General features: G+C 41.8%; 10 protein-coding genes and 2 rRNA genes (1 of these 12 cut by a window edge). 9 read left to right on the top strand and 3 right to left on the bottom strand.

Annotated elements, in window-relative coordinates:
• Positions 1-416: 416 nt before the first annotated feature.
• Together NST97_RS09350 and NST97_RS09345 are read right to left on the bottom strand one after the other, a co-directional pair.
• Positions 417-1,490 (bottom strand): FUSC family protein, encoded by a 1,074-nt coding sequence (locus tag NST97_RS09350; protein WP_341343143.1) that lies wholly within the window; start codon positions 1,488-1,490, stop codon positions 417-419.
• 339 nt (positions 1,491-1,829) lie between these two features.
• The gene (locus NST97_RS09345; RefSeq protein ID WP_130158649.1) at positions 1,830-3,131 is read right to left on the bottom strand and encodes a glutamate-1-semialdehyde 2,1-aminomutase; all 1,302 of its coding nucleotides are present in this window, start codon (positions 3,129-3,131) and stop codon (positions 1,830-1,832) included.
• Positions 3,132-3,293: 162 nt separating this feature from the next.
• On the opposite strand from NST97_RS09345, the gene NST97_RS09340 reads away from it, so the two are divergent.
• The 6 genes from NST97_RS09340 (at position 3,294) to perR (ending at position 7,668) form a co-directional block, all read left to right on the top strand.
• The gene (locus NST97_RS09340; protein ID WP_063386255.1) at positions 3,294-4,328 is read left to right on the top strand and encodes an ABC transporter ATP-binding protein; all 1,035 of its coding nucleotides are present in this window, start codon (positions 3,294-3,296) and stop codon (positions 4,326-4,328) included.
• Positions 4,321-5,112 (top strand): ABC transporter permease, encoded by a 792-nt coding sequence (locus NST97_RS09335; protein ID WP_340808011.1) that lies wholly within the window; start codon positions 4,321-4,323, stop codon positions 5,110-5,112. The genes NST97_RS09340 and NST97_RS09335 overlap by 8 nt, the downstream gene beginning before the upstream one ends.
• A 4-nt stretch (positions 5,113-5,116) precedes the next feature.
• Positions 5,117-5,902 (top strand): ABC transporter permease, encoded by a 786-nt coding sequence (locus tag NST97_RS09330; RefSeq protein ID WP_063386253.1) that lies wholly within the window; start codon positions 5,117-5,119, stop codon positions 5,900-5,902.
• A gap of 140 nt (positions 5,903-6,042) precedes the next feature.
• Positions 6,043-6,447, top strand: a complete 405-nt coding sequence (locus NST97_RS09325; RefSeq protein ID WP_063386252.1) for an ion channel — start codon at positions 6,043-6,045, stop codon at positions 6,445-6,447.
• 61 nt (positions 6,448-6,508) lie between these two features.
• Positions 6,509-6,979 (top strand): thioredoxin-dependent thiol peroxidase, encoded by a 471-nt coding sequence (gene bcp, locus NST97_RS09320; protein ID WP_063386251.1) that lies wholly within the window; start codon positions 6,509-6,511, stop codon positions 6,977-6,979.
• A 245-nt stretch (positions 6,980-7,224) separates the two neighbouring features.
• Positions 7,225-7,668 carry a peroxide-responsive transcriptional repressor PerR gene (gene perR, locus NST97_RS09315; RefSeq protein WP_186439264.1) on the top strand — a complete coding sequence of 148 codons (444 nt, stop codon included), beginning with the start codon at positions 7,225-7,227 and terminating at the stop codon, positions 7,666-7,668.
• A gap of 24 nt (positions 7,669-7,692) precedes the next feature.
• Here the strand turns inward: perR and NST97_RS09310 are convergent, their stop codons facing one another.
• Positions 7,693-8,055, bottom strand: coding sequence for a YgzB family protein (locus NST97_RS09310; RefSeq protein WP_063386249.1), 363 nt, complete (start codon positions 8,053-8,055; stop codon positions 7,693-7,695).
• Positions 8,056-8,363: 308 nt separating this feature from the next.
• On the opposite strand from NST97_RS09310, the gene NST97_RS09305 reads away from it, so the two are divergent.
• From NST97_RS09305 to NST97_RS09295, 3 genes are all read left to right on the top strand, one after another.
• Entirely contained in the window at positions 8,364-9,737 is a 1,374-nt protein-coding gene (locus NST97_RS09305) for an IS1380-like element ISGsp2 family transposase (protein WP_327847978.1), read from the top strand.
• Between the two features lie 1,210 nt (positions 9,738-10,947).
• Positions 10,948-12,501, top strand: a 16S ribosomal RNA gene (locus NST97_RS09300).
• A 138-nt stretch (positions 12,502-12,639) separates the two neighbouring features.
• A 23S ribosomal RNA gene (locus NST97_RS09295) occupies positions 12,640-13,330 on the top strand; it runs 2,241 nt beyond the window's last position.
• Together the 16S and 23S rRNA genes form the textbook arrangement of a ribosomal RNA operon.

Raw genomic sequence — 13,330 nt, 5'->3', positions numbered from 1 at the left:
TTGGAAAGCTGAGAAAATACAGCTGTTCCAAATGATATAAAACTTGCCTGCGCTTGGATGATATAAGACGATTTCAATTTAACAAGATGAAGCGGTTTGGAAACAGCATTTCGGCGGGGATCAGTTGGATCTTGAAGACAAATTAAAACGCAGCCTTTATCCGCAAAGCTGCGTCCATGAAATTCCAGTTATCATTTGCAGCGGATAAAAATGAAATAAGATTTATTTCCAAGGCAGAAAAGCTACCGATACTTTTCTGAGAGAAGAGAGGTCATTCAGCTTCTCAAATAAATGAAATGATTGTCTTAAAAAAGATGAAAGACTACTGAATTCATGAATGAAATTCTGTAGTCTTTTACAATTTTTTGCTTTTTTCATCGCCTTCTGAAGGCTGTAATATACGGAGATGAACTTGTTTACTCTTCATCCTCCACATGAATTTTATTTTCTTTTTTATGGAAATGTTGAAAGCTGTTAATCAATGTATCTAAATGCTCCAATTGATCGTGATAATCAACGATGGCGGAGACTAAAGATAGTATTTGGTAAAACGAATCGGAATCTTCCGCTTCTTTTTCAAATTTCAAAAACGCTTGAATGAATTCTTTTCGGTTAAATTTGTCATAAGGAAGCAGGTCTTCATCGTGATTGTTTTTAATTTTTTTCGTTATTTTTAACAGCGCCTGCTCATGCAAAATTAATAAAAAGTCAAGCTCTGATATAAGCATTTCATGGAGCTTTCTAGGTATTTGCCGAAGTTCGTTTTCCAAGCAATGAATTTGGCGCAATGTGTAAAATGCCCTGTTCGTTGTGATAATCATCTGTCTATACAGGACAAGTTTTCTTGATTTTGGCAATACCTTCGCTTTAGAATAAGTTCGCTCTTCTTTGTAAAGCAAAAATAAATGATCAAGTTTTATCAGCTGATCTTTGATTTTGTCTATTTCCTCTTTAAGAGGGGCAAACTCAGATTTATTTCGAATATTGATCCGAATCCATTTCATAATCTCATGGGAAATTTCGGTGATTTTATGGTAAAGCTTTGTTTCGTATTTTGGCGGCATAAATATCAAATTAACAAAAAAAGCTGATAAAACCCCAAGTAAAATCGTTAAAAACCGTATGGTAGCAAACTGTACAAAATCGTCACCTGTTGTTTCAAGTATCGCAATAACCGTTACTAAAGCAATTGCGATTGTGTTTTCAATCTTTAATTTTAAACAAATAGCAATGGTAATCACTGCTGTAAGACCAATAATAAACGGGTTTATTCCGAAAGAAATCCCGAATAAAACTGCGACAACAGCGCCGATTATATTTGCCTGAACTTGTTCAATGACGGTTAAATATGATCTATATATTGACGGCTGTATCGCAAAGATAGCTGCAATCCCTGCAAATGCTGGAGATGGAAAATGAAGCATCTCTGCCAGCATTAATGCCAGTGTAATTGCAATACCTGTTTTTAAGATACGGGCTCCAAGTTTCATGTTGAATAAAAATTTTTCCTTCCTTTCATCAAAAAGGTTGTAAGCTATTCAGACTATACATTGTTTAACACGAATATTCAAGGTTATTTTAAGAGAAAGGAAAAAATTAACACTCTTGTAATATGATATGATCCTTTAATATAGACAGACCAAATAGTTACGTTGTGATCGAGCGAACTTTTGCACTTTTTTCGTACAACTGAAGAGGCGGCAGTTTTACATCACCTCCATCGTTTCCAAAAGAAATAAACAACCTGAGTCCATAAATATCGGGCTCAGGCTGCTTAAAGATTTACTTTTTCATTTTGCCTGCTTGTGCAGTAGGCGCTTTAGTAAGACTCATTTTTTGTCATGTGAAAGCTGTTTAAACGATTGTTCGACTGCCGAAATGGTTTTTTTAATGTCCTCTTCTGTATGAGCGATTGTAATAAACCAGGCCTCATATTTAGACGGCGCCAAATTAATGCCTTGATGAAGCATCAGTTTAAAAAATTTAGCAAACATTTCTCCGTCTGTTTTTTCGGCTTGCTCATAATTCGTCACCTTTTCGCGTGTAAAATATACTGTTAATGCACCTTTTAAACGGTTGATGGTGATCGGTATATTATATGATCTTCCAGCGTTTAAAATGCCTTCTTCAAGCATCCTGCCGAGCTTATCAAGATAGTCATAAACTCCTTCTTCGCTCAGCACTTCCAAACAAGCAATTCCTGCTAAGATCGATGCAGGGTTTCCTGCCATCGTCCCTGCCTGATAAGCCGGTCCTAATGGCGCCACCTGCTCCATAATTTCTTTACGGCCGCCGTAAGCTCCGATCGGAAGGCCTCCGCCGATAATTTTTCCAAGTGCGGTTAAATCAGGCTCTACATGAAGCAGATTTTGGGCACCGCCGTACATAAATCGAAACGCTGTAATAACTTCGTCAAAAATAAGCAGCGCGCCTGCTTTGTGAGTAAGCTGTTTGACTGTTTCTAAAAATCCTTCCTTAGGTTCCACAATACCAAAGTTTCCGACAATTGGTTCAACTAAAACGGCTGCAACTTCATTTCCCCATCTATGAATAGCTTGTTCAAACGCCTCCACATCATTAAAAGGTACAGTGATAACTTCTTGAGCAATGCTTTTTGGTACCCCTGCGGAATCAGGCGTTCCAAGGGTCGATGGACCTGATCCTGCTGCGACAAGCACCAAATCGGAATGTCCATGGTAGCACCCGGCAAATTTAATGATTTTATCCCTTCCTGTGTATGCACGGGCAACTCGAATTGTTGTCATTACTGCTTCTGTTCCAGAATTGACGAAGCGGACCTTTTCTAGAGAAGGGATAGCTTCTTTTAACATTTTTGCAAATTTGATTTCATGAGGCGTCGGTGTTCCATATAGGACGCCTGTCTCGGCAGCGTGCTTGATTGCTTTTGTAATATGAGGGTGTGCATGGCCGGTGATGATCGGGCCATATGCTGCTAAGTAATCGATATATTTGTTGCCATCAACATCCCAAAAATAGGCACCCTGCGCCCGCTCCATTACAACAGGTGCTCCTCCGCCGACAGCTTTATAAGAACGGGACGGGCTATTTACCCCTCCTACAATATGTTCGAGCGCTTCTTTATGCAGCTGTTCTGATTTTGTAAAATTCATTGTTTCACCTTCTTTTTTACTTAACTGTACAGCCAAAAATATTCAAGCATCCTCGTTTATTCTAGCACTTTTCGTAAAAAAGAAAAAAGGTGCATGCAAATTGTTAATTTCAAATAATTCGAGTAAACTAATGTTTGTGATTGATCGATGGAGGTTACAGCTATGAATGTCATTGAAGTAGAGAATTTGCGCAAAGAATTTAAGAGCTATTCAAGCCGCTCTGGATTAAAGGGGGCTTTTCGCGATTTATTCACTAGAAACTATAAAATTAACAGAGCTGTTAATGATATTTCCTTTACAGTGAAACAGGGAGAAATGGTGGGTTATATAGGCGAAAACGGCGCAGGAAAATCGACAACGATCAAAATGCTAACAGGGATTTTAACACCGACATCAGGGAAGGTCCTGGTGAACAATATGAATCCTCATAAGGAACGGGAAAAGTTTGTCCGGACAATCGGTGTTGTATTCGGACAGCGTTCACAGCTTTGGTGGGATATTGCTGTTCAAGAGTCATTCAGGCTTTTAAAAAAGGTATATAAAGTGTCCGATCAAGATTATAACGAACATATGGATCATGTCATTAAAACGCTGGATATCGGCCCTTTGTTAGATAAGCCGGTGCGAAAGCTGTCATTAGGGCAGCGGATGAGATGCGAGCTTGCCGCAGCATTAATTCATAATCCTCCTCTTTTATTTTTGGATGAGCCGACGATCGGCTTGGACGTTTTAGTCAAGCTGAAAATTCGTGAATTTTTGAAAGAGATAAATGCCAAATACAAAACAACGATTTTGCTGACGACACATGATATTGCGGATATAGAAGCATTGTGTGAACGCGTCATAATGCTTGATGAAGGAAAGATTATATATGACGGCTCTTTGGACCATTTGCGCGGGAATTGGGGAAAAGGGAAGCAAATTGAATTTCAATTTGCCTCTTCTGTTGATGAATCCCTTTTATTGCAATTAACGAGTGGTTTTCACGTGCAATGGATGAAGGGAGATAAAAGCAATGTTTGGATCGCGCAAATTGCGAATCATGAGGAAATGCCGGAAATCATTAGCCGCGTCATGAAGGCTCAAACTATCGTGGATCTAAGCATTAAAGAAATATCAACGGAGGAGATTATACGCAACATTTATGAAAAAGGTGATGCGAACAGTAACTTAGAAAAGGTGATCATGAATGTCTAAATATTTGGAAATGATCCGCATCCGTTTTTTAATGATGCTCGCTTACAGGACAAACTATTATTCTGGAATTCTCATATACAGCATTAATATCGGTGCTTACTACTTTTTATGGACAGCCATTTATGGGGGAAAAGAAAGCATTCAAGGTTTAGATGCAGCGCAAATGGTGACATACGTGGCAATTTCATGGATGGCAAGAGCATTTTATTTTAACAACATCGACAGGGAAATCGCAATGGAAATTAGAGAAGGAAAAGTGGCAGTGGAGCTGATTCGTCCCTACAATTATCTTGGCATGAAAACGATGCAGGCGTTTGGAGAAGGCGTTTTTCGCCTTTTCTTTTTTTCCATGCCTGGAATGGTGATTGTAAGCTTTATTTTTCCGCTCGAATTGCCGCTTGATTGGCAGGCGTGGTCTTTTTTTGCCATTTCCATATTTTTTAGTTTTGTTATTAATACAGAAATTAATTTATTGACAGGAATCTCAGCTTTTTTCTTATTTAACAACGACGGACTAATGAGAGCGAAACGCGTCGTCATTGACTTGTTTTCCGGACTGCTGCTCCCCATTAGCTTCTACCCAGTTTGGGCTCAAGAAATAATGGAATATTTGCCTTTTCAAGCAATCAGTTATATTCCAAGCATGATCTTTACAAAAGGATTCCAAGAGGCTGAAATTACAGACGCTATTCTTTTTCAATTGTTTTGGTCCATTTTATTGATCATTCCAATTTGTGCTATGTGGGCGGTTGCGAAAAGAAAAATGATTATTCAAGGGGGGTGAAAAGATGTTTTATGTGTCAATGTTTTTTCAATATATCGCTCAATATTTAAAAACAAGGATGGAATACAGAGCGGATATGATTGTAGAGATATTGTCTGATCTATTGTTTCAGGCAGTAAATTTAGTTTTTATTCTCGTCGTATTTGGACATACAGAATCGCTTGGCGGCTGGCAAAGAGATGAAATTATTTTCATTTATGGCTTTTTCTTAGTTCCTTATGCTTTATTCAGCACCTTTTTTAACATTTGGGATTTTAATGAACGATATATTGTAAACGGTGAAATGGATCGCATTTTAACGAGACCGATCCACAGTTTGTTTCAGGTGATATTGGAGAGAATGGAGCTTGAATCGCTTTTTGGCGTTATTACAGGGCTTGTTGTCATGGGGTATGCAGCAGCCCGGCTGAATCTTACTTTTCATTGGTATGACATTTTTATTTTTATTCTATTTGTATTTGGCGGCACCCTTGTCTGCGGCAGTATTTTTGTTGCGCTTGCATCGATTGGGTTTTGGTCGGATGCAAAAACATCGATTATGCCAATGATGTATAACATTGGAAACTACGGCCGCTATCCAGTAAATATTTACAACGATGTGATACGTTTTATTTTAACGTGGATTTTGCCGTTTGCCTTTGTGGGAGTTTATCCGGCTTCCTATTTTTTACGAAAAACGGATTGGTATATTTACGCTTTTTTAACTCCTGTGATAGGCCTTCTGTTTTTTATTTTGTCGGTTATTATTTGGAATATTGGAGTGAAGCGATATCGAGGGGCAGGAAGCTGATCATAGTTTCCTTTCGTTAAGCGATAAAATTCAAAGAGGCTGTTGACATCAGTTTGGTTGACGAACAAGTTTCCTTTAGCTAGTGATAAAATTCAATAAGGCTGAATAACATGTACAAACAATAATTTTCGGGGGAAATTATGGCGATTGTCGTAGGAACAGGGATAATGTTCTGTTTGGTTATGAGCATTCGAACGATGTTTTCTGCTGTGAAAAGAGGTACGTTCCTTACGTTTGAAACTGTATATTTAATTGCTTTAGTATATGCCTCTTTTTTGTTAGGATTTGGTGTGATTTATTTAATTTTAACTCAATACGGCTTTCCGATTTTAGCTGAATCTGGGCGGCCTCTTTATGGGACGTATTTAGAAAATTTAACCACCTGCTTATACTTTAGTGCAGTTACGCTGTTTTCTGTAGGCTATGGGGATATCACTCCTTTCGGCATTGGAAGGTGGATTGCAATTGTACAGGCGATGATTGGCTACATATTGCCTACGGTTGTTGTTGCCAAAACAATGATTGATATTGAGAAGAAACAATAGTTGTAACATGAAGCGAAATTCGGTACGCTGAAGATAAAATGAACAACTGGAGGGATTAGATATGGCAGCTGAAGTGGGAAAGCCTGCACCAGATTTTGAGCTGACTGCTGACACTGGAGAAAAAGTAAAACTTTCTGATTTTAAAGGAAAATATGTAGTGCTGTATTTTTACCCGAAAGATATGACTCCGGGATGCACAACGGAAGCGTGCGATTTTCGCGATAAATATGAAAGCTTTCAAGAGCTTGATGCCGTCATTTTAGGAGTAAGCCCTGATCCGCAGGAACGACATCAAAAATTTAAAGAGAAGCACGGGCTCCCTTTTTTGCTTCTCGTTGATGAAGATCATAAAGTTGCGGAACAATACGGAGTATGGAAATTAAAGAAAAACTTTGGAAAAGAATACATGGGAATCGAACGATCTACTTTTATTATAGACAAACAAGGAATATTAGTGAAAGAATGGCGAAAAGTAAAAGTGAAAGGACATGTTGAAGAAGCTCTCACATTTATTCAAAATAGAGAAGAATGACAGCAAATGATTTGCTCTGTTCACCCTATGTTGTCAAGGCGGGCATTTGTGCCCGCTTTTTCCCGTGCAAAAGCGAAAATCTTTTTCTTAAATTGGTGCATTTTTTCAATGGATAGATAAAATGTTCTACTAAATTAAACGCTCCCATTGACAAAAGTCTTATAATCAATGTACACTAATTATAAATATTATAAAGTAATAATGATACAAAATAAGAATGTTTTCAAGAAATGAGGTGCATGGCGATGTCAGACAATACGTTAAAGGAAGCTCTTGAAATTTTAAAACAAACGGGAGTCCGCATCACTCCGCAGCGTCATGCGATTTTGGAGTATTTAGTTAATTCAATGAATCATCCAACTGCTGATGATATATATAAAGCGTTAGAAGGTAAGTTTCCAAACATGAGTGTTGCAACTGTTTATAACAACCTTCGGGTATTTCGTGAAGTTGGACTGGTAAAAGAATTAACGTATGGCGATGCATCTAGTCGATTCGATTTTGTGACAACGGAGCATTATCATGTCATTTGCGAGGAATGCGGAAAAATCGTTGATTTCCATTATCCAGGTTTAGACGAGGTGGAGGATCTTGCAGAGCATGTAACGAACTTTAAAGTTAGCCACCACCGAATGGAAATATACGGGAAATGCCCTGCATGTCAGCAAAAAGAAAAAAATATGCACTGAGAAAGCTGGTAGGAAAACAAACTATCAGCTTTCTCTTTTCCTTGATTTACGATTGTACTTTTCGTCGAATTCTTTGCCTTCAAGCTCTTTATCAAGAGTCAAAGGCTCTCTGCAATACATGCACATATCCACACGACCGAGCATTTTTGTCACTTTCCCGCATGAAGGACATACAACTTGAACAGCTCTCGTCGATAGCATCCCGATCCAGAAATAGACGACAGTACTTCCGATGATGGATAATAAACCAAGCAGCATGAAAATGGTCATGACCCATACATGTTCTCTGAAAAAGATGCCTATGTACATAATGATAAAACCAACAAATACTAAACTTAAGGCAAAAGTGCGGATTTTATTTATTTTGCTTGTATATTTTTTAGCCATTGTACAAACCTCCTGAACACTACTATAGCATATTTTCACTTTTTTTTCGTCACAGAACGGCCAATTGCTAACAGTATTTCTTTTTTTATTTATAGAAGCTTTTGTTTAATGTGTTTTATTCAGACAGCGGATGAATAAATGATTTGCAGCGAATCTATATACACTTAAAGAAAGGACTCGCCATCCAGATACATTAGCTGTATTATTTAATACCTGAATCCGTGACAAAACATCTTTACAATGGTCGCAAACCGTTGATACGATAAGGGAAAACGACGTTGACGATTCTTCATCAAGTAGGTGATGTGATGAAAGATTTCCCGATTCGGTTTGTATTGACAGATGAAGCGATTACCCCAAGTGCTGGGCTTGCTCTCGTTGGCTACTTACTCCATCGAACGAAACTGGATAAACGGGTAAACGCACTTCGGCTTCCAACGGTTCGTCGAGAAGTGCACATTTCCCATAGCGATGTCATTCGCTCGATGATTGGCTTGCTTGCCACAGGAAAAACGGATTTCGATCATATCGAAGCGTATCGTCAGGACGATATCTTTTCGGCATCGATGGGGATTCAGCACGTGCCTTCCTCTCCAACCTTGCGACAACGACTCGATCAGCTCGCTTGTCTTCCGATGACCGAAACGATTCTTTGGGAGGAGTCCATACGTCTGTTGATTCAACGACATGCCACTTTGTCCCCTTGTTGGACCAAAGGAAAGACGACATGGCTTCCCCTTGATATAGATGGTTCCCCATTTGACAACTCCGATACGAAAAAAGAAGGAGTCAGTCGAACGTATAAAGGATTTGACGGTTTTACACCGTTGTTTGCGTATGCAGGGAAGGAAGGGTATCTCGTTCATGCCGAGTTGCGTCCAGGGAAACAACATGTGCAAGACAACATGCCCTCGTTTTTAGTCACCGCTATCCGTCGAGCTCGTCAACTGACTTCATCTCGTCTGCTTGTTCGCATGGATGCAGGAAACGATGCAGAAGCGAATGTGCACGTATGCCTAAAGGAAGACGTGGACTTTGTCATCAAGCGAAACTTACGCCGAGAATCGACAGCGCTTTGGTTCCAGATCGCTTCGCAAAAGGGCAAACGTGTCGATGATGGACAAAGCGAAGGAGTACAAACCTATGAGCTATGCCTTCCACAGAAGGCAGCGATCGATGGGAACACGTATACGTACGTTCAAGTCACCCAAGTGACGGAACGGACGATGGAACGCAATGGACAGCTGATGCTCGTTCCTGATTATGAAGTGGAAAGCTATTGGGTGCGGCTCAAAGGATACGAGCATGTTCGAATGAGCGATGTGCTCGCGTTGTATCATGACCATGCGACATGCGAACAGTTTCATAGCGAACTGAAGAGCGACTTAGATTTAGAGCGGCTTCCATCTGGGAAGATGAAAACGAATGCGCTCGTGTTGGTCATGGGAGCCTTCGTTTACAATCTTCTTCGTCTGATTGGACAAGATCTATTAAGCGATCCGAGACATCCGTTGCACCACAAAGTGAAACGCCGCCGCATCAAGACGATTATTCAGACGGTGATCACGATGGCAGGGCGACTCGTCCGTCGATCACGACAGATCTGGATGAAACTGACGCGAAGGAGTGGCTATAGCGAGCCCCTACTGAACGTCTATCAGAAATGGAGAGAGGCAAGATAACGAACGAATGTTCGGGCACTGATGTCCAACGTCACTCCCTGTGCTTTTTTGTCTATTTTTTTGGTTCGTATACCTAAAAAAGAGATTTGTTCCATTTTCGGAAATAGAGATGACATAGGTCATAAGCATAAAAGGGGTTTTATGGATTATCAATCCATCAAAATTACAACAAAATCAAAGTCGATTTCAATTCATCACGGATTCAGGTTAATAGAAAAAGAATGCTGCTTCTCTGCAATCCGATTATTTGGCCTTTGCTTTGCTGCTGTTGTTTATACAAACCTCCGATAAACCTTTGATTATAAAATATTATGGATTACTTAATGAAAAGGCAGCACTCAATATAGCAACAAATTTTTTAGGCAGTAGCCGGAGAATTATCGACTGATGTTTAAATAATGGAAAAATATTGTTTGACTGGAACGAGTATCTTTCCGATCTGAATCGAGCGTTAAAATACATTACCATTTCGGGGCGGAAAAGTTACCATCGTCGAAGATAATCAGGAACTCAACCAGAAGAGAGAAAGTGGAAAAATTCAGTTGAATTTGCAAAATTAATTAGACAGTGTTGGCTAAAGGAAAAGCATTGTTGATGCAAAACGATATCTTTGAAGCATATAATCATATTGTTGCTGCACTGCATCACTTGTAAAGACCGGAAGTGATCGGTTTCTGGTTGCTATATGTGCTCAAGTAAACCAAGCTGTATAAATAATTGAATTAATTGAATATGATAAAGGGCAGTATAAAAACGTTTCAAATTATTTTTATATTGCGTTTGGCTGTCTAATCCGTTCAATAGCTGATTTCTGTGCGGCTCAAAAAATGTTTTTCCGAGTTATTTGAACATCTTAAAGTCAGACTGTATTTTGCGGATTAAGTGTGCTGCTGGAATATTTAATCGAGCGGATTCAGTTGTTTAGAATCAAAGGAACAGGCGTTGGCAGTTTTTATTGATTTTTTTTAAAAAAAAGTGTTGACACTAAAATTTCATGATGATATATTATAAAGCGTCGCTGTTGAAAAGATGAATAATCTTCGAAACAGCAAAATAATCTATAAATGTAAGTTTAAAAATTTTATTCCGATTGTTGACATAACTTCATTTATCTGCTAGAATAAAAAACCTGATCGGAAATGATCTTTGAAAACTGAACAAAACGAAAAGCGTGCCTGTTGATTCTAAAAGAGCATTTGGTAACAAACTTTTTTTGGAGAGTTTGATCCTGGCTCAGGACGAACGCTGGCGGCGTGCCTAATACATGCAAGTCGAGCGGACCGAAGGGAGCTTGCTCCTTTAGGTTAGCGGCGGACGGGTGAGTAACACGTGGGCAACCTGCCCTGCAGACTGGGATAACTTCGGGAAACCGGAGCTAATACCGGATAACACCGAAAACCGCATGGTTTTCGGTTGAAAGGCGGCTTTTAGCTGTCACTGCAGGATGGGCCCGCGGCGCATTAGCTAGTTGGTGAGGTAACGGCTCACCAAGGCGACGATGCGTAGCCGACCTGAGAGGGTGACCGGCCACACTGGGACTGAGACACGGCCCAGACTCCTACGGGAGGCAGCAGTAGGGAATCTTCCGCAATGGACGAAAGTCTGACGGAGCAACGCCGCGTGAGCGAAGAAGGTCTTCGGATCGTAAAGCTCTGTTGTCAGGGAAGAACAAGTACCGTTCGAACAGGGCGGTACCTTGACGGTACCTGACGAGGAAGCCACGGCTAACTACGTGCCAGCAGCCGCGGTAATACGTAGGTGGCAAGCGTTGTCCGGAATTATTGGGCGTAAAGCGCGCGCAGGCGGTTCCTTAAGTCTGATGTGAAATCTCGCGGCTCAACCGCGAGCGGCCATTGGAAACTGGGGAACTTGAGTGCAGGAGAGGGGAGCGGAATTCCACGTGTAGCGGTGAAATGCGTAGAGATGTGGAGGAACACCAGTGGCGAAGGCGGCTCTCTGGCCTGTAACTGACGCTGAGGCGCGAAAGCGTGGGGAGCGAACAGGATTAGATACCCTGGTAGTCCACGCCGTAAACGATGAGTGCTAAGTGTTAGAGGGTATCCACCCTTTAGTGCTGCAGCAAACGCATTAAGCACTCCGCCTGGGGAGTACGGCCGCAAGGCTGAAACTCAAAGGAATTGACGGGGACCCGCACAAGCGGTGGAGCATGTGGTTTAATTCGAAGCAACGCGAAGAACCTTACCAGGTCTTGACATCCCCTGACAACCCTAGAGATAGGGCGTTCCCCTTTCGGGGACAGGGTGACAGGTGGTGCATGGTTGTCGTCAGCTCGTGTCGTGAGATGTTGGGTTAAGTCCCGCAACGAGCGCAACCCTTGACCTTAGTTGCCAGCATTCAGTTGGGCACTCTAAGGTGACTGCCGGCTAAAAGTCGGAGGAAGGTGGGGATGACGTCAAATCATCATGCCCCTTATGACCTGGGCTACACACGTGCTACAATGGGTGGTACAAAGGGCAGCGAAACCGCGAGGTGGAGCGAATCCCAAAAAACCACTCTCAGTTCGGATTGCAGGCTGCAACTCGCCTGCATGAAGCCGGAATCGCTAGTAATCGCGGATCAGCATGCCGCGGTGAATACGTTCCCGGGTCTTGTACACACCGCCCGTCACACCACGAGAGTTTGTAACACCCGAAGTCGGTGGGGTAACCCTTACGGGAGCCAGCCGCCGAAGGTGGGACAAATGATTGGGGTGAAGTCGTAACAAGGTAGCCGTATCGGAAGGTGCGGCTGGATCACCTCCTTTCTAAGGATATATACATTGAAATAGGGTGCGCTTTTCCGTTTTGTTTAGTTTTGAAGGATCATATCCTTCTTGATTGTTCTTTGAAAACTGGATAACGGAAAGACATTCACGAATAGATCGCTCATGTTAGGAAGAAACGGTTAAGTTAGAAAGGGCGCACGGTGGATGCCTTGGCACTAGGAGCCGATGAAGGACGGGACAAACACCGAAATGCTTCGGGGAGCTGTAAGTAAGCGTCGATCCGGAGATGTCCGAATGGGGGAACCCACTGTCCGTAATGGGGCAGTATCCATACCTGAATCCATAGGGTATGGAGGGCAACCCGGGGAACTGAAACATCTAAGTACCCGGAGGAAGAGAAAGCAACAGCGATTCCCTGAGTAGCGGCGAGCGAAACGGGAACAGCCCAAACCAAGAGGCGTGCCTCTTGGGGTTGTAGGACACTCGATTAAGGAGTGACAAAGGAACGGGGTAGACGAAGAGGTCTGGAAAGGCCCGTCAGAGAAGGTAACAACCCTGTAGTCGAAACTCCGTTCCCTCCCGAGTGGATCCTGAGTACGGCGGGACACGTGAAATCCCGTCGGAAGCAGGGAGGACCATCTCCCAAGGCTAAATACTCCCTAGTGACCGATAGTGAACCAGTACCGTGAGGGAAAGGTGAAAAGCACCCCGGGAGGGGAGTGAAAGAGAACCTGAAACCGTGTGCCTACAAGTAGTCAGAGCCCATTAACGGGTGATGGCGTGCCTTTTGTAGAATGAACCGGCGAGTTGCGATTTCGTGCAAGGTTAAGCCGAAAGGCGGAGCCGCAGCGAAAGCGAGTCTGAAGAG

Source organism: Aeribacillus sp. FSL K6-1305 (assembly GCF_038050115.1).
GTDB lineage: Bacteria > Bacillota > Bacilli > Bacillales > Aeribacillaceae > Aeribacillus > Aeribacillus composti.
The sequence above is the reverse complement of the archived record's forward strand: the minus strand, read 5'-3'. Positions and strand labels throughout refer to the sequence as shown.

What these genes read in the sequence shown, in the direction of transcription:
- NST97_RS09350 (WP_341343143.1), bottom strand. Translation starts at nt 1,490, where the DNA reads ATGAAACTTGGAGCCCGTATCTTAAAAACAGGTATTGCAATTACACTG.
- NST97_RS09325 (WP_063386252.1), top strand. Translation starts at nt 6,043, where the DNA reads ATGGCGATTGTCGTAGGAACAGGGATAATGTTCTGTTTGGTTATGAGC.
- NST97_RS09330 (WP_063386253.1), top strand. Translation starts at nt 5,117, where the DNA reads ATGTTTTATGTGTCAATGTTTTTTCAATATATCGCTCAATATTTAAAA.
- bcp (WP_063386251.1), top strand. Translation starts at nt 6,509, where the DNA reads ATGGCAGCTGAAGTGGGAAAGCCTGCACCAGATTTTGAGCTGACTGCT.
- NST97_RS09345 (WP_130158649.1), bottom strand. Translation starts at nt 3,131, where the DNA reads ATGAATTTTACAAAATCAGAACAGCTGCATAAAGAAGCGCTCGAACAT.
- NST97_RS09335 (WP_340808011.1), top strand. Translation starts at nt 4,321, where the DNA reads ATGTCTAAATATTTGGAAATGATCCGCATCCGTTTTTTAATGATGCTC.
- perR (WP_186439264.1), top strand. Translation starts at nt 7,225, where the DNA reads ATGTCAGACAATACGTTAAAGGAAGCTCTTGAAATTTTAAAACAAACG.
- NST97_RS09340 (WP_063386255.1), top strand. Translation starts at nt 3,294, where the DNA reads ATGAATGTCATTGAAGTAGAGAATTTGCGCAAAGAATTTAAGAGCTAT.
- NST97_RS09305 (WP_327847978.1), top strand. Translation starts at nt 8,364, where the DNA reads ATGAAAGATTTCCCGATTCGGTTTGTATTGACAGATGAAGCGATTACC.
- NST97_RS09310 (WP_063386249.1), bottom strand. Translation starts at nt 8,055, where the DNA reads ATGGCTAAAAAATATACAAGCAAAATAAATAAAATCCGCACTTTTGCC.